The sequence below is a fragment of the Desulfovibrio sp. DV genome, from assembly GCF_001936595.1.
Classification (GTDB): domain Bacteria; phylum Desulfobacterota; class Desulfovibrionia; order Desulfovibrionales; family Desulfovibrionaceae; genus Solidesulfovibrio.
This window is the reverse complement of record NZ_MLBG01000027.1, coordinates 22,460-41,859: the sequence shown is the minus strand read 5'-3', so window position 1 is coordinate 41,859 and position 19,400 is coordinate 22,460. Positions and strand designations below refer to the sequence as shown.

Genomic DNA, 19,400 nt, shown 5'->3' with positions numbered 1-19,400 from the left:
AGGCCAAAGCCAGAAGCGTGCCAAGGGCGGGCCGGCGCAGCGCCGTGCCCCGCCCTTGGCACGCTTCTGGCTTTGGCCTGTTCGTTTTCTTGGTTCAACACGGGGAGGTATCCCACTATGCGCCGACTCTTTATCATCCTGGCCACGCTTGGCCTGCTGGCCGTCCTGGCCGGCTCGGTCGAGGCCTTCACCGTGGTGACGCCCGGGTTTGCCGTCAGCGTCCCCATCTATGCCGCGCCGCCGCCGCCGGTCTATGTCCCGGCTCCGGTGTACGTGGCTCCGGCCTATGAACCGCCGGCCGTCTATGTCGGCCCGGCGTACGCGCCGCCGCCGGTCTACGCCGCGCCGGGCTATTATCCGCCGCCGCCCCACTGGGCCAGATAGCCGGGTCAGGGAGACAGGGCCGGCGTGTGCGCACCAGAAGGTGCGCACACGCCGGTTTGCGTTTCTACGGGGCGATCCAGGCCTCGATGAAGGTCTTGGCGAGGGTGGGATCGACTTCCCGCCGGGGCTGGGACAGGCGGGCGGCGTTGGCGGCCAGGAGGTCGAGGTAGGGCTGGCTGTTGGTCAGCCCCTCGGCCAGTCCGGTGGCCCGCAGGTATTCCCGGGCCATGAAGGCCACGCCCCAGGGACTGGGGTGGATGCCTTCGGGCATGATGGCCTGGCCGCCAAGGTCGGTTTCCAGGGCCTGTTTGAAGGCGTTCATGCGCTGGCGCAGGTCGAGAAAGACCACCGTGCCCTTGCTCTCGGGCCAGGCCGCCAGCCGGGCTGCGGCGTCGCGCAGGGCCTGGTTGTGGCTGCGTTGGCCGCCGGCCGACGGATAGGGGGCCTCAAACCGAAAGGCCTCGGCCGGAAAGCCCATGACCATGCCGTCGGGAATGGCGTCGAACATGTCGCTTAGGACCAGCGTGACCTTGGCCCGGGACAGGGCGGCCTGGCCAAGGAGCATCCAGTTGCGCTCGTAGGCGTCGGGGTCCTGGCCGTGGAAGCCGGCATCCTCGAAGATCAGGATGTCGCCGTCGCGAATCAGGCCGTCATTGATGTGCCGGGTGATCCGTTCGGCCCTGGCCGCCACCTCTTTGGGAAAGGGCAGGCCCAGGGACCCGGCATAGGTGGCCACGACCCGGGCCGCGGGCACGGTTGCGCCGCCGTCCGGGGTGTCGAGCAGGCCTTGGGCGGCAAACAGGTAATTCATGGCCGAGGCCAGGGAATGCATGGGCCACAGGGGATCGGCGGACTTGGCCGCCGGCTGTTCGGTCTTGCGCATGAGGTCGGCCATGGCTGAAACCATATACGCGGCGTCGTTCGCCTTCTCCTTGAGGGTGGAGAAATCGATTTCTTCCAGCATGCACAGCATGACCACGGAGTCGCCAAAAAGGAACACCACCTGGCCGTAGGCGTCGCGGTTGGCGGCGATCTGGTCGAAGACCGGGTCCGGGGGGAACTCCTGGGCCCGGGCCGGCAGGGCCGGCAGCAGGACGGCCAGAAGCACGAGAATGCACAGGCGCGACAGGCGGCAGGCGGGATGTTGCATGGCCAAACCTCAGCGCAGGCGGGTTTTGAAGAAGTTGTGCAGGGCCAGATCGAGCCGGCCGAAGAAATAGCCGCCAACGGCCACGACACCCAGGGCCAAAAAGGCGCGCAGATTGTCGAGCTGCCAACCCAGGCCGTAGACCATGATGGAAAACACGGCGGCCAGGATCACGGCGTGGATCAGGTAGTAGGCGTAGGCATATTCGCCGAAATCGGCCATGGCCATGAGCGCCGGATGACGGAAGCGGTCTTCGAGCTTGACCACGGCAAAGATGGTGGCAGCCGTGCAAAGGCTCCAGGGTCCGATCTCGGTGATGGACTTGATGACGCCAAGGGGCCGGTGCCAGCCCGAGGCCACGGTGTAGACGGCGCAGGCGACAAGGATGCCGACCGGAATGATCCAGGGCAGGGCCGGGGTGCGCTTTTGGACGTAATAGACCAGGGCGCCGGTGATGAAATAGAGGTTGTAGGCGGAAAAGAGCACCGTGCGCCAGGTGTTGAAGACATAGGCGTCCTGCAGGCCGAAGGCGAAGTAGGCGACCACTACCGCCGCCGCCCAGACCACGAGAAAGGCCGGGAAATAGCGGCGCAGCCTGGGCGTGGCAAAGGGAGCGATGAGAACATAGTAGACGACTTCGTAAATGAGCGTCCATTCCACCCGCAGCGGCAGGTCAACCGGCCCGAGCGGCAGGAGCGAGGCCGCCGCGAACAAACTCTTGCCGGGCAGGTTTCCCCACAGCACATAGCCAATGATAAGGGAAATGGCCACGCCGCACAGATAGGTGGGGTAGACCCGCAGCAGGCGTCTGGAGAGAAAGTTGCGGTACCCGATATCAATGAGAAAGGCCATGATAAAGCCCGAGATGCTGAAGAAAGGCAGGGCCACGGCCATGAAGGCGTCCGGAACCATATTGAAAAAGGTTCCGGTCTGGGCTCCGTAGATGAAAAGATACGCCCGGACATGGAGATACAGAACCATGGACATGAAAAGGATGCGGAGAATCTGGATGGAATAGTAACGCATGAAGGTTGTGTTCGTCCCCGGTGCAATGTGAAGGAAATCGGCGGGACGACTTGCGGCTTTGTCCCGATCCGATGCTTTTCCTAAGGACTTTCTTGCGCAAAGGCCACAAAAAAACAGCCGGTCGGATCGAACGCAATGGCCCGGGCCGGGCAGAGCAGGGGGCACCGGCTGATCGGGCCGGGAGCCGGCCGGGGAGCGGGCCGGCCTAGACCCCCTCGGCCCGGGCGCTGGCCTGACTGGCCTCGTCGTGGCGGCCCTGGGCGGCCAGGGCCCGGGACAGTTCGACCCAGAATTCCTTTTTCTCGGGCCGAAGGGCCACGGCCTGCCGGGCCATGGCCTCGGCAATGGCCGGGTCCTCGCCTTCGGTCAGGTAGAGCCGGGCCATGAGCTGGAGGGAAAAGGCGTCCTTGGGATCGAGGAGCAGGGCCTGATGGAGATGCTCCCGGGCCTCGTCGAGCCGGTCCCGGGCCAGGGCCAGCCGGGCCAGATGGCGCAGGGTCAGGGCCGGGGCGTTGCCGGTGGCGGCGGCCCGGCGGTAATATTTGAGCGCCGGGGCCAGACGCCGGGACTCCTCGGCCATCCTCCCCAGCCGCAACAGGCTGGACACATGGCCGGGATTGGCCCGCAGGCACTTCTGGAAGGCGCTCCGGGCCGCGGCCGGATCGCCCTGGCGCTGCAGGACGCAGCCGAGGTTGTAAAGGGCCATGGTGTTCTTGCCGTCGCGCCCGATGACCTGGGTGAATTCCGCCCGGGCCTGGGGCAGCCGGCCCAGGCGGGCCAGACAGATGCCCAGGGAGTTCCGGGCCAGGGCGTTGGTCTCGTCGGCGAGCAGGGCCTGCTTGTACTCTTCCATGGCGGCGTAGATGTCGCCCATGGCGAAATGGCGGTCGCCGCTGACGGTCAGCGACAGGGAGTCGAACACGGCCAGACGCGGCTCCTTGGGCAACAGCCGGGCGTGGTCCAGGGCCTTGCGGCAGTTTTCGGCCACATCGCCCCGGGCGTAGTCCAGGCAGGGATAGCCGGCGATGCCGATGGCCGAGGCCAGCCCCAGGCGTTCCTGCAGGGCGGCCATGAGGTTCTCGGCCGCCTCGGCCAGTTCCTGCGGGGCGCGTTCGGGCAGGAAAAAGACCAGCTTGGCGGCGCTGAAGCGGCCGCCCACGGCCTTAGGGCCGAAAAACTGGCGGCACAGCCCGGCCGCCTCGGCCATATCGACCTCGGCCGGCCGGCCCGGCCGGCGCTGGGTGGCCACTTCGGGCAACAGAACCAGGACCTGGGCAAAGGCCGGGCGTTTCTCCCGATCGGCGGCGGTGGCCCGGAGAAAATCGCGATGGCCGTAGAGGCCCGACGCCGGGTCCTTGCGCGGCGGCCCGGCCGGCGCTGTGCCGGCCTCGTCGTCGGTTTCCGGGACCAGGGCCAGCCGGTCGCCCGGCTCCAGGGGCAGGTGGGGGTCGCCCAGGTGCAGCACCTCGGCAAAAGCCATGTCCTCGCCCACTTCCACCAGCACGATCTCGCCCTTGATGGTGGCCGGGGTGCGGCCGCTTAGGCGCTGGCCGTCGGCCGTGCGCACGTCCACCGTGCGCTCCAGGCGCGGCGACCAGACCAGAAACCGCTGCCCGGCCTCGGCATCCACCCAGCGGCCAAGGCTCACGGCCAGACGCGACATGGGCAGGTTTTCCAGCACCGTCCCGCCCTCGGGCAGAATCCGGTTGTAGGGCATGACCTGGTTGCGGCCGAGATCCTTGGCCACGGCCAGGCCCTTTTTGGCCTTATGGACCAAAAGCCGGGCCTGTTCGGCCGGGGAGGCGGCAAACTGGCCGCCGCGCACGTCCTGGGGATAGGTGACGCAGCCGGCGCTGGCGGACAGGGTCAGGGATTCGCCCATGGACTGGATGGGGAAGGCGGTCCGGGACAGTTCGCCAAGCACGGCTTCGGCCGTCTCCCGGCACTTGGCCGCCGAGGCCGCCCGCAAAAAAAAGCCCGAACAGGTCGTCGTGGAGCCGGGCGGCCAGACCGCCTTCCGGGCACAGCCGGCCGATGACCGCCCCGGCCCGGGCCAGCACGTCCTCGGCCGCCACAAAGCCGAACCGGCCGGCCACCCGGCTGAAATGATCGAGGTCAAGGACGACCAGCCCGAACCCGCCGTGCCAGCCCGACAGTCCGGGATCGACGAGGCTGGCCGCGCCGGGCAGGATGCGGTCCTGGACGCATTCGATTTCCCGGGTGACGGCGGCCAGGAGCGTGCCGCCCGTAGCCAGCCCGGTCAGGCTGTCCGTGGCCGCGGCCAGGGTCAGGCGCAGCTGGCCAAGGGCCATGGCGGCCACGCGCGGCAACAGGGGAAGCAGGGTGCGCGGCGCGCCAAGGCTTGCGCCCCGGGCCACGAATACGCCAAGCAGGCGGCCCTCGGCGCAAAGCGGCACCATGACCCGGCGTTCGCCGGGCAGGGACACGGCTGTGGCGAAATCCGGCCCGAATCCGGCGGCCAGGGCATCGTCGGCGGTTTTGGGAAAATACAGGCTGTGGGTTTTAAAGGCCAGGAAACGGGAGAAAATGTCGCGCAGAAAATGTTCGTGGGCGATCAGGTCGTGTTGGGTCAGGGCAGCGCCAGGCATGGTGTTCTCCCGTTTCGTATACAGGCCGGGCAACGTGTAGCGCCACCGGGCCGGGAAAACAAGGGTTACAGCCGGGCCTTGACGCCCTGGCGCAAGTCGCGGCAGACCCAGGCAACGGGAAAGCGTCTGCCCTGGCCCGGCCCGCCCGGCCAAGGCGCATCGTTCCCGCATCGCCATAGCGGAGGCTTGCATGGATATTGTTTCGTTTCCCCTGGGACCGCTTGAGACCAATTGCTATCTGGCTGTTTCCGGCCAAGACGCCCTGGCCGTGGACGTCGGCGGCCACCCCGGCCCGGTGCTGGCCGAGCTTGCGGCCCGTCACCTGACCCTGGACGCCATCTGCCTCACCCACCTGCACTGCGACCACCTCTACGGCGTGGCCGCCCTGGCCCGCGAGACCGGGGCCAGGGTCCTGGCCGGGGCCGAGGACGCCATGCTTATGGATACGGAACTTGGCCGGGGCGGACTCATGGGCCTGCCCCTGGTCGACCCCTTTGACTGGCAGCCGGTGGCCCCGGGCGAGACGACCGTTGCCGGCGAGCCCTGCCAGGTGCTGGCCACCCCGGGCCATTCTCCGGGCAGCCGGTCGTTTTATTTCCCGGCCGCCCAGGCGGTTTTCGTCGGCGACCTGCTCTTTTACCGTTCCATCGGCCGCACGGATTTTGCCGGCGGCGACTATGACGTGCTCATAAAGGCGGTTGTTTCCCAGATCTTTTCCCTGCCCGACAAGACGCTTGTCTATCCCGGCCACGGCCCGGCCACGACCGTTGGCGATGAAAAACGCCACAATCCGTTTTTCTCGGAATTCGCCAAGTGATGCCCGGCCCCCCGGTCGTCTTTCTGTGCAGCCCCCGGGCCGGCGGCAATTCCGATACGGCCGGGCTGGCCTTTGCCGAGGGGCTGGCCCGGTCCGGGCTGCAGGCGCAGGTGATTGCCCTGCGCGAACACGCCGTGGCCCCCTGCCGTGGCTGCGGGGCCTGTGCCGGGGCGGCCCACCGCTGTCCGCTGGATACGGGCGGGGACGCGGCCCGAACCCTTTTTGCCGCCCTGGACGCAGCACCACTGGCCGCCTTTGCCGCGCCCATCTACTTCTACCATGTGCCGGCTCTTTTTAAGGCGCTTATTGACCGGGCCCAGCGCCGCTACGAGATCCGGGCAGCGGCCGGGGAGGCGGGCAGGGCCCTGCCCGCCCGTCCGGCCTATCCCCTGCTGGTGGCCGGCCGGCCCCAGGGGGAGCGGCTGTTTGAGGGGGCGCTTTTGACGCTCAAGTATTTCCTGTGGCCGTTTGGATTTGTGCCTGCCGAGCCGGTTTTGGTGCGCGGCCTGGACGCCCCGGGCGATCTGGCCGGCAACGTGGCGGCCTTGGCCGGGTTTGCCGCTGCCGGCGAGGCGGCCGGGCGGTGAGGGTCGTGCCGGCCTGTCTGGCGGACGTGGCCGCTCTGGCCGGCCGCCTGGGCCGGGCGCTCCTGCCGCTGTGCGACCGCTGCCAGGTCTGCCGGGGCCTCTTGCCCGGAGCTGGCGGCGGGGGAGGAGCCGGAGCCGGGTCCTGGCACGGGGGGATCGGAGGAAAAAAGAGTCCGGTGTGCCCGGTGTGCGCGCCGGGGCTGGCTCCCCGGTGCGGCGGGTTCTGCCCGCGCTGCGGCGCTTTTGCCGTCGATGCCGACGCCCCGCCCGAGCTTTGCCTGGACTGCCGCCACGGCGGACGGGTGTGGGACGGTTTTGCCTTCCACGGCCGCTACGAGGGGCTGTTGCGCGAACTGGTGCTGGGGTTCAAATTCAGCGGCCGGCTCGGCCAGGGCCGGCTTTTGGCCGGTTTTCTGGCCGAGGCCTGGCAGCGCGCGGCCGGGAGGCACGGTCCCGGCTCCATGGACGCCGGCGCGCCGGATTGCCTCGTGCCCGTGCCGCTTCATCCCCGCCGCCTGTCCTGGCGGGGCTTTAACCAGAGCCTGGAACTGGCCCGGCTGCTTGGCCGGGAGCTTGCCCGCCCGGTGTGCCCGGCCGGGCTTTTGCGGGTGCGCGACACCATCCCCCAAAGCCGCTTGCCGGGCCGCAAACGCCTGACCAATCTGGCCGGCGCCTTTACGGGGCAGGCCCGGCTGGTGGCCGGACGGCATGTGCTTTTAATCGACGATGTCATGACCACCGGGGCCACGGTGGAGACGGCGGTGCGGGCCTTGCGCCAAGCCGGCGCGGCCCGGGTGGATGTGACGGTGGTGGCCCGCTAAGCGCGGCCGGGGATGAAGACAGAAGAGAGAAGGCAGAAGCAGAAGATAGAAGATGCCTCCGGCGGCCAAAGGGACTGAGTCCCTTTGGAATCCCCTCCTGGAGGAGTTTGATTTGACTGTGGGCGTTGCTGAGCCGAAGAGCGGCAGTTGGCGCTTGACGGAACACACCGTTGCTCCGGCGGCCAAAGGGACTGACACCCTTTGGAAACCCGCCTGGGGAAAGTTTGATTGGACCGGGTGTGTTGCCGGGATCAGGCGGTGCTGTGGGAGGCCGGGTCCAGGGGCAGGCGGACGCGAAAAACCGTGCCGTGCTCCCTGGTGGAGGTGAAGCTCGCCCGGCCGCCAAGGTAGCGCTCGGTGAGCAGCTTGATGCTGTAGGTGCCAAGGCCGCGGCCCACGCCCTTGGTGGAAAACGACCGGCTGAAAATGCGCATCTGCACGCTGCGGGGGATCTGCCCGTCGTTTTGCACCCACAATTCCACCGCTTCCTGGTCGACCGAGCAGCCCAACCGCACCACGCCGCCCGTGCCCGTGGCCTCCAGGGCGTTTTTGACCATGTTGCCGAGCACCCGGCGCAGCAGCACCGGATCGGAATAAAAAATCACTTCCCGGCAGCCGTCATGGCGTTCGATGCGTTTGTCCCGGGCCTGTTCGCCGCTCTGGAACGTGGCTTCCACCACTTCCAGGATGTCCGTGGAACGCAGGGGGGTGATGTTGGTTTCCAGTTCGTTGGTCTCGGCGGCCAGGAGCTGCTTTTGGTAGCTGATCTCGTCGGTGAGCTGGGTGACCGCCCGGTGGATCAGCCGGGCGTCGGCCTGCAGGTCCTCCGGGGCTTCGTCCACCATGAATTCCATAAGCCCCTGGATGCCGCCGACAGTATTTAACATGTCGTGGAAAAACAGCCGTTCCAGGGTGCGGCGCCGTTTTTCGTGGCTCACGTCGTGGATGGAGAAAATCAGGTACGGCTCGGTGTCGAGCTGGACCGAAGCCGAGGACACCCGCAGGTCCAGGGCCTCGATGCCGGAGCCGGTGTCCCGGTTGATGGCGCATTCCTGGATGTTGTTCTGGCCGGCCAGCCCAAGCAGAATGGAGCGCACGGCCCCGCAATGGGCGCAAAATTCGCTGGTGCCGCAGCCTCCGGGATGCTCGGCGGCATGGACGCAGCGGAAGGCCTCGCCCGGACGTTTGCCAAGGGCCTCGCGGATGTCGCCGATGCCCAGCACGTCAATGAATTTGTGGTTGCCGTGCACCACCTGGCGTTGCCGGTTGAGCACCATGGCAATGACCGGAATGGCATTTAAGACAATCGGTATGGCATGGGCGGAGAGGATCGAGAACTGTCTGTCGATCTCGTCAGTGCAAGCCCGTTCGGATGGGGCGAAACAGGTCGTGTCGGGCTCGGCGGCCATGGGGCGGCTCCTGGCGTTTGGTCCGTGAGAGATAGCGCTTTACATCATTATGAAGACCGCCGGGAATGTAAAGCCCCAAGGAAGGGATGGGTGCGGCGCATGGCCCGGCCCCGGCCGGACCGGGCTCAACTGCTGTTGGCCGCATCGCTGGCGGCCAGGTATCCGATCAGGGCGGCGCTCATGATGGACCCCGGGGTGCCGTTGGTGGCTGCCGTGGCCGAGCCGGCGGCAAAGGCCGAGGTCGGGGGGACGGTCACGGTGGGGGTGGTGATGTTTGCGGTGTCAAGGCCCATGGAGGCCAGCAGGGTCTTGAGCGAATCGGTCAGCTCGGTGCCCTTGGAATTGAGCGTGTTGGCCCCGCTGGTGATCTTGCTATTCCAGGCGGCCGAAGCATTGGAGGCCATCTTGGCGGCACTGGCGGCCATGGCCTTGATGCTGGCAGCGGCATTGGACAGGTTGGTCTTCTGGGCCGCCAACGTGTCGGTGACCAGGGCGTCCAGGGTGGCCGAAGTGGGCGTTGGCATGGTGATGCCGCCGAGTTCCGTAATGAGGCCGTCCATGGCGGCCTGGCGTTCTTTTTCGGAGTCGGCTGCCGCCAGGGCGGTATTGTAATTGGTGTAGGCGTCGAAATACTGGAACTGGACGCTTGTCTGGGCCGCTTCAGGCACGAGGCTCTTCATGGTGGCGTTGAAATCGGCCTGGGCCGTGGCAATGTCCTCCCGCCGCGAGGCCGAGGAGCTGGCTGCGCTCTGGGCGGTCGAGAGCTTCATGCTGGCCAGGCTGTACTTGTAGGCCCAATTGACGACATCGCTGGTATTGACTGAGGTGGCCATAAACGCCTCCGGGCGGCAAGTTCGGCCCGTCTCCGAAGGGAGGGGACCGTCTGGCCGGGAAGGGAGCAATAAGCCTGCCACCTGTTTTTTATTTCATAACACGCTTATTTTGTAGGATATGTCAAAATGGAGGGCGGCAGAATTTGCCGGCAGGGGGGGCGGACCTTTGGCCGGCGTCACGCAGTCTCCACACAGCCGTCACTGCGGTTTCAAATATCCCGGGCAAAAGGCGAACATACAGTTTCTGTGGGACGGCCCCGGATAACTGTGTTACAACTGACGCCAAGGGAGAAACGCCATGGGACATCTTGACGTTGATCGGTTCAGTGAAGTGCTGCGAGACATGCTCGAAATATTACAGGGCAAGTCGAGGGAATCGCTGGATGTAATGGCCCGGGAAGAGACAGTCTGCGCCGATCTGGCAGACCGGGCGACGGTGGAATCCGATCGCCATCTGGCCCTTCTTATGGGTGAGCGTGACCGCCAGCTCATTGGCGAAATTCATGAAGCCCTGGCCCGTGTCAAGGAAGGCGAATACGGCATCTGCCAGGAATGCGGCGAAGAGATCGGCCTGGCCCGGCTTCGGGCCCAGCCGACGGCCACATTATGCGTCCACTGCAAATCCCTGCTGGAAGATATGGGTCGCCACGCCATGCAGACTGGCCGGGGCGATTCCGTTTTTATGGAAGAATAGGCGCTGCCGGCGGTATCCGGGCGGCAGAAATCTGCCCCTGGTCCGGCAGGAAGAGTCGGGCCGCTCCGCCTCCCGAGGCGGGGCGCACCAGGGTGAGGCTCGCCCCCAGGTCCTCGGCCCGGCGTCTGGCGATGGGCAACCCCATGCCGACCCCCACCGCCTTGGTGGTGTAGAAGGGGTCGAAGGCAAAGGCCAGGGCGGCATCGTCCGGGCCTTTGCCGGCATCGGCCACCACCACCTCCACCCCGTCCGGCTTGCGGGTGAAGGTGACGGTGACGCCGGCGGTTGGCTCGGCCGGCCCATCCGTGCCGGCCATGGCCTCCAGGGCGTTGGCGCACAGCTCGGTCAGAATTTCCGTCAGACAGGCCGCATCGGTGCGCACCAGCCCGATGCCGGCGTCCAGGCTGAGACAGGCCGAAAGGCCGGTGCGAAGGTTCGCGGCCTCAAAGGCCCGGGCGGCCAGATCGGCCGGATCGCACATGGCCGGAGCCAGCGCCCGCCGCCGGGCGTACTCCGACACCGCCCGCACCACGGCTTCCAGCCGTCTGGCCCCGTCAAGGATCATGCACAGCGGTTCGGTTTCGGGGTCGTCTGCCGGCCTGCCCCGCATGAGCCGCCCGGTGAACCCGCCGATGACCATCAGGGGATTTCTGATCTGGTGGGCCACGGCCAGGGAGAACTGCCCAAGGCTCTCGATGCGCTCCTGCTGGGCGGCGTGGATGCCCAGATGCATGGCCCGCTCCCGTTCGTGGAGGCGGGAAATCTCCGTGATATCGGTGATCTCGATGAGGATGCCGAAAATCTTGTCATTTTCCAGCAACAGCGATCCGGACAGGCGAAAGTGGCGCACCGTGCCGTCGGGGTGGTTGTAGGCCACGGCCAGCGGCTCGGGCTTTCGGCCGTGTTTGAGCGGCGCGGCCAGGAACCGGGCCAGCCGCCTGGGGGCGTCGGCCCGGGCGATGATGGCTGCGGACAGGGCCGGATCGGCCAGTTGGCGGGCGTCGTAGCCAAGCAGGTCCGAAGCGGCGGCATTGGCGGCATAGACCAGCCCCCGGATGTTTAAAATGACCACGCCGGCGGTAAAGCTGTCGAGCAGATCGTGAAAATAGCTGGAATGGGCAAAGGTCAGCATACGGCCTCACACTCTGGATGCATTGCCAAAAAACTATGGGCGGGGCGCGTTACGGCCGTATGACGTCGGCGGCAGGCGACGTTTTTGTCGGCCGGGCCGACGCTTTTGTTCGGCCCGGCCGGATGCCCCGGCGGCAACAGCCTGGAATGCAACAAGGAAATAAATGGACCGGGTTTTGCTTACCACCTGCCATGGAAACCATCGACACCCGCTACGGTCCCCTGCCCACAGACGGTCTGGTGGAGCGCCACCCTGACGGCAGCCTCCTTGCCGCGGCCGTGGCCGCCCCCTTTGCCATGGACACGTCCATCGGCCGGCTCGCTCCCCAGCACTCCATCGACGACGCCCGGCGGATGTACAAGCCGCCGCTGACCTTCCATCAAAATGGCCAGGCCCGCTCCGTGCCTCTGGAAACCCGCACCGTGGTGGAAACCCCGGTGGGGCCGCTGCCGGCGGAACTGGTCACCTTCCACGAAAACGGGGCCATCGCCCGGGTCTTTCCCTTAAACGGCAAGCTGTCGGGCTATTGGACCGAGGCTGACGAGGCCGGGTTGGCCGAGGTGCTGACCGTGCCCACGCCCATCGGGGACGTTGCCGGTAAGTTTGTGGCTGTGGCCTTTGACGAGGCCGGCCGGCTGCGCAGCCTGACGCTGTGGCCCGGCGAGGAAGTGGTGGTGCGCGCGCCTTGCGGCAAGGTGCCGGTGCGCCTGGGCCTGAGCTTTCACCCCGGCGGCGGCCTGCGCTCCCTGGAACCGGCCCGGCCGGTCGAGGCCCCGACCCCGGTCGGGCCGGTGTGGGCCTATGATCCCGACGCCGTGGGCATTGCCGGCGACGACAATTCCCTGGCCTTTGACCCGGACGGGCAGGTGGTGCGGGCGGCCACCGTGCGCTCCGTGGTCATCGCCCATCTGGCCGACGGCTCGCGCCGGGAGCTGGCCCCCCAGGTGCGCGACAGCATCTGCGGCGACGGCGACCACGAACTCACGCCGCTTTTGCTGGCCTTTGCCGAGGACAGCCTTTCGGCCAGCTACGGCCCGGCCAAACCCTTTGCCGTCATCCCCCGCGCGGGCGTCCAGTTCACGGTGCGCCCCTTTGTCTCCGCTTTTGCCGTCAGCTTCGCACCTAAACAATGTTCCATGTAGGCCGGTTTCCCTTGACGACTCCCCCTTGGCGACTGATATAAGAGAACATCCAAGACCGAAGCCGGCTGCTCCCGTTGTGTGGGAGCGGCCGTAGCGCGGCGATCCTCGCTTCCCCGGCGACGTAAACGGCAAATGTCCGTGGCGTTGCCAGGAGTGGCGGTGGCACAATACAGTCCCGGACGACCGTACCGGGCACGCATCAAGGAGGCCTTTCGTGGGGAGAACCACTTGCGTTTTGCTGGCTGTTTTTCTTTTGCTTTTTGCAGGCGTGGAGTACGCCGCCGCCAAACGGTTGGGCGGAGGCGGTTCCATGGGCAACCGGCAGTCGTTTAGCACGTCCACCACGCCCCGGCCGGACATGGGTGCGCCATCCGGCAGCTTCAGTTCGCAGCAGGCCCGGCCCAATCCGACAGGGGCCACGCCCGGCGGCGGCTTTTTCTCCCGTCCGGGCATCGGCGGGATGCTTGGCGGCCTGGCCGTTGGCGGCCTGCTTGGCTCCATGCTGTTTGGCGGCGGCGGACACGGCTACGGCGGTCCGGGCATTCTCGACATGCTCTTGATCGGTGGCGGCCTGTTCCTGCTCTTTAAGTTCCTGCGTTCCAGACGCCAGGCCACGGCCGGCGGGCCGGCCATGGGCCGTCCCATGGAGCGCACCTACGAGCCCCAGCCCGCCCCCCAGGCTGCGGCCGCCGCCGGCGGCTGGGCCAATCTCGGGGCCGAGGCCGCACCGGCCGGGCCGACCCTGCCGCCGGGCTTTGACACCGAGGAATTCCTGGCCGGAGCCAAGGCGCTGTTCGCCCGGATGCAACGCTCCTGGAGCCAGCGCAATCTGGCCGACATTGAGGCTTTTTCCACTGCGGCCTTCATGGCCGACGTGCGCCAGCAGGCCGCGGCCGATCCCACGCCGACGCCAACCGACGTGCTGCTCGTGGACGCCAAGCTTCTTGAGGTGCGCAGCCAAAACGGGGTGACCATTGCCTCGGCCTATTTCGATACCCTGCTTCGCGAGGACCCCAAGGCGGGCCAGCCCGAGCAGGTGCGCGAGGTCTGGCATTTCGTGCGCCGGGAAACCGTTCCGGGCGACAGCTGGAAGCTCGACGCCATCCAGCAGATGGACAGCTAGCCTTGCGGCGGCAAAAGCCGCATCATGGCGAAAACGAGAAGAACCGGGAGGGGGCGTGGCCTTCTCCCGGTTCTTTTTTTGTTGCCCGGTTTGGGTCCGGCGGGCAGGGCCTTGCCGGTCAGCCGATGGCCACCGGCAGCCCGGCCCGGGTCCAGGCCGTCATGCCGCCGGCCACCGACCGCACATGGGTGCAGCCCTTGGCGGCCAGGGCGCTGCCGATAATGTTGGAGCGGTAGCCGGAACCGCACACCACGGCCACGGGGCCGGCAAAGCACAGGTCCACGCCGCCATCGATGATGTCGGCAAAGCTGTGGTGGACGGCCTGGGCAATGTGCCCGGTCTCCCATTCGGCATCGGTGCGCACGTCAAGCAGGCTTGGCGGGGTGGCGCTCCCCAGGTCCACGGCCAGATCGGCCACGGACAACTGGGCCAGGGAGGCCACCCGCCGGCCGCTCTGGGTCCAGGCGGCCATGCCGCCGGCCAGATGGCCCAGGATGTCGTCGTAGCCGATGCGCAACAGTTCGACGCGCATGGCTGCGGCCCGCTCCCGGTTTTCGGCCACGAGCAGGATTTTCGAGTCCGGGGCCACCGACATGCCCACCCAGTTGGCGAGTTGTTTTTCAAAGCCGATGTTGAGGCTGCCCGGGATATGCGTCCCGCCAAAGGCCGCCGCGTCACGGGTGTCGATGACCACCGTGCCCGGGGCGGCCATGGCCGCTTCGAAGCGCTCCGGGGACAGTTCCCGGGCCACGGGGCAGCGGTCCAGGAGCGGCGCGCCCCGGCGGTTGGTCTCGATGATGTGGGAAAAGCTCTTGGGCCGGGCCGGAAACCGGGCCATGACCGCGGCCTTGAAGCCGGCGAAATCGGCAAACCCCAGCATGGGATTGGCCCGGCGCTCGTAGCCCAGGGTGGACACGCCCTTGGCACTCATGCTCCGGCCGCACAGCGACCCCTGGCCGTGGGCCGGGTAGACCTCCAGGTCGGCCGGGAGCCGGCCCAGGGTGGTGTAGAGGCTGTGGTAAAGATTTTCGATCTGCTCCTCCAGGATCTCCGACCCCGGCAGATCGGGCCGGCCGATGTCGCCGACAAAGAGCACGTCGCCGGTCAGCACCATGGCCGCTTCGGGCGAGCGGGCCAGGTCGCTGACCACCAGCGAGATGGAATTGGGCGTGTGTCCCGGAGTAAAAAGGACATCGAACCGGGCCGCGCCCACGGTGATGACCTGTCCGGTCGCCAGCGGCACGAAGGCATAGTCCGGATTGGCGACCGGGTGGATGTGGATGGTGGCGCCGGTTGCCGCCCGCAGTTCCTGGGCACCGCTTATGTGGTCGGCGTGGAGATGGGTTTCAATGACGCGTGTGAGGCGCATCCCCTCGTCCCGGGCGATTTCCAGGTACGGCGCGATGTCGCGCCGGGGGTCCACCACCACGGCCTCGCCCGCGGCCGGGCAGCCGATGACGTAGGAAAAGCAGCCCAGTCCGGGCGTGGTGATCTGCTTGAAATACATGCCTGCCTCCTTGAGTGCGGCCGTGTTTTAAACGGTGATGGGCAGTCCGCAGCCGGTTGGGACCACCCGGCCGGCAAAGCGGCGGGCCAGGGAGCTCTCGCCGGCCTCGCCCGTGCAATGCCCGGTATAGACGGTTTGGACGGCAAAGGCAGCCAGGGTGCGTTCGATTTCATCAAGGGCCTGCACCGGCGCGCCCGCAAGATGCAGGCCGCCGATGAGCGTTGGCACGGCCGTCAGGCCCAGGCAGCGGCGCAGATGCGCAAGCGTGTTGGCCAACCCGGCATGGCAGCAGCCGAGCAGCACAGTCGAGCCACACCCGCCTTCGATGACCAGACAGGCGTCGTCCGGGACGCAGTCGGGGGCAAGTCCGGCCGTGTCGCGGTAGAGGTGTTCCGTGGCTTCGAAATTGCCCGGACGGCGTTCGATGTTGGTGACAAAGGTCAGGCCCGGAGCCAGTTCGAGGCAGTCGGCCACCGGGTGGAACTTCGGGATCCCCCCGGCCAGACGGCCGTCGCCCATGCCGATGGAGCGGAAGGTGGTGCCACCGCGCCGGCTGTAGCGCCGGGACAGGACGTCCGGGTGGCCGATGATCGGACCGCTGTAGCCGGCGGCCAGCAGTCTGGGCAGACCGCCGGCATGGTCGTGGTGGCCGTGGCTTAAGGCCACGCCGGCAGCCGTGGCCGGGTCGATGCCGCAGGCTGCGGCATTGTCCCAAAAAAGGCCGGTTTGTCCGGTGTCCCACAGCCAGGCCCCGGCCGGACCCAGGTCCACCCAGACCGACCAGCCGTGCTCAAAGGGCAGGGCAGCCTCGGTGCTGCGGTTGTCGGCCAGGATGCGCAGGGATGCCATGGTGTTCCTTTTCAGGCGATGGCGGCCAGCGCGGCCAGCAGGGTTTTGGCCTCGTCCGGGCCGGGGCCGGGGGACAGGCGGGTGAGGATGCCCAGGCCCTCGCCGGCCTCGTGGAAGGCCTCGTCTGTGAGTGGCGATACCACGGCCGAGGTGACGCAGGCATTGATTTCGACCAAGCGGGAAACCAGTCCCAGGGCCGTCAGGTCGGGCAGGTCGCCGTCCACCAGACACAGGGTGGGGGCTTCGTGGCGCACGGCTTCCTGGGCGGCCTTGGCCGTGGGAGCGAGGTCCACCCGGCAGCCGGCTTCGGCCAGGGCGGCAATAAACGGGGCCAGGGCGTCTGGCCGGGCGCTGGCAATGAGAATGTAGGCCATGGGGTCAACCCGCCTTGCCGCAGCAGGAGCCGGGACCGGCGCAACCGGTGGCCTGTCCGGGCCGGGAGCCGCAGCAGCCGTGGTCCGAGGGGCCGGGCAGGCTGCCGGTTGCCGCCTTGCCGGTGAGCGGGCTTGTGGCCGAGAGCAGCTTTCGGGCCGGCGCGCCGCACTGGGGGCAGGCCGGGGCATCGGTGACGCCGGGGCTCAACACTTCGCCGGCAAAGGAGCAGGCGTCGCAAACGATTTCATACAGCGGCATATTGTCTCCGTTAAAGGCCGGAAAGGAGTCCCTCCCGGCCGTATTGGTTCTTGGTCGCGCCCACCGTCACATCAAATGTACCCCGGGAGGGGATTCCAAAGGGACTCAGTCCCTTTGGCCGCCGGAGGCACTCTTTTTCCCTCAAATGAACTACGCGCAACCGCCGCCGCAGGTCTGGTTGCGGTCAAAGGGAACCAGGGTTCCGGACAGGAAGGCGTCCACGGCGTCTTTGACCGAGGCGGCATCGCCGCCGTGGTAGACCGTGATGCCGACCTGGGCAAAGCCCATGAGCGGGCGCATGCCCATGCCGCCGGCCAGGAGCACCTGGACGCCGTTTTGGGACAGATGGTTGACCGGGGCCATGCAGCCGCCGTGGACATGGGGCATGTTGGCCAGGGTTTCGATGTTGGCCACGCGGCCGTCGGCCACGTCCACCAGGGTGTAGCAGTCGCAGTGGCCGAAATGGGCGCCGACTTCGCTGTCGAGGCCGCCGGGTTGGGTCGAGGGAATGGCGATACGGATGGTTTCCATGGATGTATTCCTTTTTTTCTAGAGTGGTTGCCGTTGCGGTTGCGGCCGGACCGGGGCGGCGGCCAGGGCGGCCACGGACTGCCACAGTTCGGCCAGGGCTTCGGCCAGGGGGCCGCCGTATTCGGGCAGGGTGCGCCGGGCGGTCATAGCCCGCACCACGTCGGGGCTGTAGGGCAGGCGGCCGATTATCGGGCGGCCGGTATCGGCGCAGAAGTCCTCGATGCGGGCCGCCTCGTGGGCATTGAGGTCGGCCTTGTTGATGATGACGGCGCTTGGCAGCCGGAAATGGTCGCACAGTTTGGCCACACGGGTGAGATCGTGGGTTCCGGACGGGGTGGGTTCGGTGACCAGTACGGCCAGGGTCGCCCCGGACAGGGAGCTGACCACCGGGCAGGCAATGCCGGGCGCACCGTCGCTGATGATAAAGTCCAGGCCCCGGGCCTTGGCCAGGGCCTTGGCCTTGCTGCGCAACAGCGCCACCAGCCGGCCGGAGTTTTCCGCCCCGGGATCGAGCCGGGCATGAACAAGGGGGCCAAAGCGGGTGTCGGACACGGCGCTGAAGCCGCAGGTGCGCGGGGTGAAGTCGATGGCCTGCCTGGGGCAAAGGGCCACGCAGACCTTGCAGCCTTCGCAGTGGCCGGTGTTGACGGCGTAGTGGCCTTCGGGCGTCTGGGCCACGGCCCCGTAGCGGCAGCGTCTGGCGCATTCGCCGCAGCCGTCGCAGGCCTCGGGGCGTACCGAGGCCAGATGGCCGGCCACAAAGGCTTCGCGGATGGTGCCGGCGGGCTCAAGCAGGATGTGGAGATCCGGGGCGTCCACATCGAGGTCGCAAAGGACGGCGTTTTGGGCCAGGGCGGCAAAGGCGGCGGTGACGGAGGTTTTGCCGGCTCCGCCCTTGCCGCTTAAGATGACGATTTCACGCATGGGCCGTCTCCCCGGCAAAGACCGTGATGGACCGGGCCAGTTCGTGGCAAACGGCCCGGTAATGCGCCCCGACATCGGGAAGGAGGCCTCCGCGGGCATAGGTTTCGGCCACGGCCCGATCATCGGCAATGGCGGCCAGGACCGGCAGGCCATGCTCCCGGCACAGGTCGAGCAGTTGGGGGGTGCCGTCGCTTGAGCGGTTGACCACCACGGCCATGGGTTTGCCCAGGGGGGTAAACGCCTCCACGGCCAACAGGAAGTCGTGGATGCCAAAGGGCGTGGGTTCGGCCACCAGCACGATCACGTCGGCCGCGGCCACGCTGGTCATGGCCGGACAGCTCACTCCGGGCGGGGCGTCCAGGATGACGTCGCCTTCCGGGTCGGCCACTGCGGCCAGGCGGCGCAGCACGGCCCGGATCAGCGGCGGGCTTTGCGACTCGCCGATGCGCAGGCGTCCGGCCAGATAATCGGCCAGGCCGGTGGTTCCTTCCTCGATGCGGCCAAGCTCCCGCGACCCGGCCGTAAGGCTCCCGGTCGGGCACACGGCCAGACAGCCGCCGCAGCCGTGGCACATTTCCGGGAAAACCAGCGGCTTGCCGGCCATGACCGTGATCGCGCCGAACTGGCACAACTCCCGGCAGGCTCCGCAGTCGGAGCAGGCAGCCGGGTCAGCTACCACCGGGATTTCGAGGCAGGCCGTTTCGGCCCGGCGGATGACCGGGCGCAGGAAGAGGTGCAGGTTGGGTTCCTCCACGTCGAGATCAACCACAGTCAGGGGGCGCAGCAGGGCCTGGCCCCAGACCGCCGCCAGGGCGGCTGCAACCGTGGTCTTGCCGGTGCCGCCCTTGCCGCTGGCGATGGCGACGAGCATGTCAGGCGTCCTGGCCGGCCCGATATTGGGCCACGGCTTCACCAACGGTCAGGCTTTCCATGCCCTCGACCACGGCCACGCCGGCGGCGGCCAGGGCGCTGGCCGCCTTGGGGCCGACCACGCCGGATAAAAGGACCGTGGCTCCGGCCTCGGCGATGCGCCGGGCCGCTTCGATGCCGGCTCCGTGGGCCATGGCCTGGGAGCCGCCGTTGTCGAGGTATTGCGTGGTGCCTGCGTCATCCACGATGACAAAACCGGCGGCCCGGCCAAAGCGCGGGTCCACGGCATCGGAAAGGGTCGGTCCTTCGCTGCTGACGGCTATTTTCTTGCTCATGCGGGTCTCCGTGTCCTCTGTCCGGGT

At 67.5% G+C, this 19,400-nt stretch carries 22 protein-coding genes; 7 read left to right on the top strand and 15 right to left on the bottom strand.

The features are described from left to right. Positions 1 to 117 precede the first annotated feature (117 nt). Positions 118 to 384: a hypothetical protein gene (locus DVDV_RS08635; protein ID WP_075354278.1), complete on the top strand. Its 267-nt coding sequence runs from the start codon at positions 118 to 120 to the stop codon at positions 382 to 384. A 64-nt stretch (positions 385 to 448) separates the two neighbouring features. On the opposite strand, the gene DVDV_RS08630 is transcribed toward DVDV_RS08635, so the two are convergent. The 4 genes from DVDV_RS08630 to DVDV_RS23285 all read right to left on the bottom strand — a co-directional run bounded on the left by DVDV_RS08630 (position 449) and on the right by DVDV_RS23285 (position 5,166). Beyond that, positions 449 to 1,534, bottom strand: coding sequence for a hypothetical protein (locus DVDV_RS08630; RefSeq protein WP_075354277.1), 1,086 nt, complete (start codon positions 1,532 to 1,534; stop codon positions 449 to 451). A 9-nt stretch (positions 1,535 to 1,543) separates the two neighbouring features. Then, the gene (locus DVDV_RS08625; protein ID WP_075354276.1) at positions 1,544 to 2,557 is read right to left on the bottom strand and encodes an acyltransferase; all 1,014 of its coding nucleotides are present in this window, start codon (positions 2,555 to 2,557) and stop codon (positions 1,544 to 1,546) included. A 205-nt stretch (positions 2,558 to 2,762) separates the two neighbouring features. Beyond that, the gene (locus tag DVDV_RS23290; RefSeq protein ID WP_254845316.1) at positions 2,763 to 3,410 is read right to left on the bottom strand and encodes a lipopolysaccharide assembly protein LapB; all 648 of its coding nucleotides are present in this window, start codon (positions 3,408 to 3,410) and stop codon (positions 2,763 to 2,765) included. 913 nt (positions 3,411 to 4,323) lie between these two features. Then, entirely contained in the window at positions 4,324 to 5,166 is an 843-nt protein-coding gene (locus tag DVDV_RS23285; protein ID WP_254845315.1) for a GGDEF domain-containing protein, read from the bottom strand. Between the two features lie 190 nt (positions 5,167 to 5,356). On the opposite strand from DVDV_RS23285, the gene DVDV_RS08615 reads away from it, so the two are divergent. The 3 genes from DVDV_RS08615 to DVDV_RS08605 are packed head-to-tail and all read left to right on the top strand — an operon-like array spanning position 5,357 to position 7,391. Continuing rightward, complete coding sequence (locus tag DVDV_RS08615; protein ID WP_075354275.1) at positions 5,357 to 5,983, top strand: MBL fold metallo-hydrolase; 627 nt, start codon at positions 5,357 to 5,359, stop codon at positions 5,981 to 5,983. Next, a complete protein-coding gene (locus DVDV_RS08610; protein WP_075354274.1) occupies positions 5,983 to 6,570 on the top strand; it encodes a flavodoxin family protein in 588 nt (195 codons plus the stop codon). Before DVDV_RS08615 ends, DVDV_RS08610 begins: the two co-directional genes overlap by 1 nt. Continuing rightward, positions 6,567 to 7,391 (top strand): ComF family protein, encoded by an 825-nt coding sequence (locus DVDV_RS08605; RefSeq protein WP_254845314.1) that lies wholly within the window; start codon positions 6,567 to 6,569, stop codon positions 7,389 to 7,391. Before DVDV_RS08610 ends, DVDV_RS08605 begins: the two co-directional genes overlap by 4 nt. Before the next feature lie 251 nt (positions 7,392 to 7,642). Here DVDV_RS08605 and DVDV_RS08600 read toward each other — a convergent pair whose 3' ends face one another. Together DVDV_RS08600 and DVDV_RS08595 are read right to left on the bottom strand one after the other, a co-directional pair. Next, positions 7,643 to 8,800, bottom strand: a complete 1,158-nt coding sequence (locus DVDV_RS08600; RefSeq protein ID WP_075354273.1) for a HAMP domain-containing sensor histidine kinase — start codon at positions 8,798 to 8,800, stop codon at positions 7,643 to 7,645. A 125-nt stretch (positions 8,801 to 8,925) separates the two neighbouring features. Continuing rightward, positions 8,926 to 9,633, bottom strand: coding sequence for a hypothetical protein (locus DVDV_RS08595; RefSeq protein ID WP_075354272.1), 708 nt, complete (start codon positions 9,631 to 9,633; stop codon positions 8,926 to 8,928). 298 nt (positions 9,634 to 9,931) lie between these two features. On the opposite strand from DVDV_RS08595, the gene DVDV_RS08590 reads away from it, so the two are divergent. Then, positions 9,932 to 10,327: a TraR/DksA C4-type zinc finger protein gene (locus DVDV_RS08590; protein ID WP_075354271.1), complete on the top strand. Its 396-nt coding sequence runs from the start codon at positions 9,932 to 9,934 to the stop codon at positions 10,325 to 10,327. Here DVDV_RS08590 and DVDV_RS08585 read toward each other — a convergent pair. Beyond that, on the bottom strand, positions 10,314 to 11,459 hold the full coding sequence (locus DVDV_RS08585) for an ATP-binding protein (RefSeq protein ID WP_075354270.1): 1,146 nt from the start codon (positions 11,457 to 11,459) through the stop codon (positions 10,314 to 10,316). The genes DVDV_RS08590 and DVDV_RS08585 overlap by 14 nt on opposite strands. A gap of 191 nt (positions 11,460 to 11,650) precedes the next feature. On the opposite strand from DVDV_RS08585, the gene DVDV_RS08580 reads away from it, so the two are divergent. Together DVDV_RS08580 and DVDV_RS08575 are read left to right on the top strand one after the other, a co-directional pair. Continuing rightward, positions 11,651 to 12,601, top strand: coding sequence for a hypothetical protein (locus tag DVDV_RS08580; protein WP_075354269.1), 951 nt, complete (start codon positions 11,651 to 11,653; stop codon positions 12,599 to 12,601). A 214-nt stretch (positions 12,602 to 12,815) separates the two neighbouring features. Further along, complete coding sequence (locus tag DVDV_RS08575) at positions 12,816 to 13,724, top strand: Tim44 domain-containing protein (RefSeq protein ID WP_075354268.1); 909 nt, start codon at positions 12,816 to 12,818, stop codon at positions 13,722 to 13,724. Positions 13,725 to 13,842: 118 nt separating this feature from the next. On the opposite strand, the gene DVDV_RS08570 is transcribed toward DVDV_RS08575, so the two are convergent. The 8 genes from DVDV_RS08570 to DVDV_RS08535 form a co-directional block, all read right to left on the bottom strand. Continuing rightward, positions 13,843 to 15,231 (bottom strand): rhodanese-like domain-containing protein, encoded by a 1,389-nt coding sequence (locus tag DVDV_RS08570; RefSeq protein WP_075354267.1) that lies wholly within the window; start codon positions 15,229 to 15,231, stop codon positions 13,843 to 13,845. 27 nt (positions 15,232 to 15,258) lie between these two features. After that, positions 15,259 to 16,080 carry an MBL fold metallo-hydrolase gene (locus DVDV_RS08565; RefSeq protein ID WP_075354266.1) on the bottom strand — a complete coding sequence of 274 codons (822 nt, stop codon included), beginning with the start codon at positions 16,078 to 16,080 and terminating at the stop codon, positions 15,259 to 15,261. Between the two features lie 11 nt (positions 16,081 to 16,091). Beyond that, positions 16,092 to 16,454: a hypothetical protein gene (locus DVDV_RS08560; RefSeq protein ID WP_075354265.1), complete on the bottom strand. Its 363-nt coding sequence runs from the start codon at positions 16,452 to 16,454 to the stop codon at positions 16,092 to 16,094. Positions 16,455 to 16,458: 4 nt separating this feature from the next. Further along, a complete protein-coding gene (locus DVDV_RS08555) occupies positions 16,459 to 16,713 on the bottom strand; it encodes an FmdB family zinc ribbon protein (RefSeq protein WP_075354264.1) in 255 nt (84 codons plus the stop codon). Positions 16,714 to 16,863: 150 nt separating this feature from the next. After that, on the bottom strand, positions 16,864 to 17,244 hold the full coding sequence (locus tag DVDV_RS08550) for a NifB/NifX family molybdenum-iron cluster-binding protein (protein WP_075354263.1): 381 nt from the start codon (positions 17,242 to 17,244) through the stop codon (positions 16,864 to 16,866). Between the two features lie 18 nt (positions 17,245 to 17,262). Further along, complete coding sequence (locus tag DVDV_RS08545) at positions 17,263 to 18,168, bottom strand: ATP-binding protein (protein WP_075354262.1); 906 nt, start codon at positions 18,166 to 18,168, stop codon at positions 17,263 to 17,265. Then, on the bottom strand, positions 18,161 to 19,039 hold the full coding sequence (locus DVDV_RS08540; protein ID WP_075354261.1) for a 4Fe-4S binding protein: 879 nt from the start codon (positions 19,037 to 19,039) through the stop codon (positions 18,161 to 18,163). The genes DVDV_RS08545 and DVDV_RS08540 overlap by 8 nt, the downstream gene beginning before the upstream one ends. Before the next feature lies 1 nt (position 19,040). Then, the gene (locus DVDV_RS08535; protein WP_075354260.1) at positions 19,041 to 19,373 is read right to left on the bottom strand and encodes a NifB/NifX family molybdenum-iron cluster-binding protein; all 333 of its coding nucleotides are present in this window, start codon (positions 19,371 to 19,373) and stop codon (positions 19,041 to 19,043) included. Positions 19,374 to 19,400 lie beyond the last annotated feature (27 nt).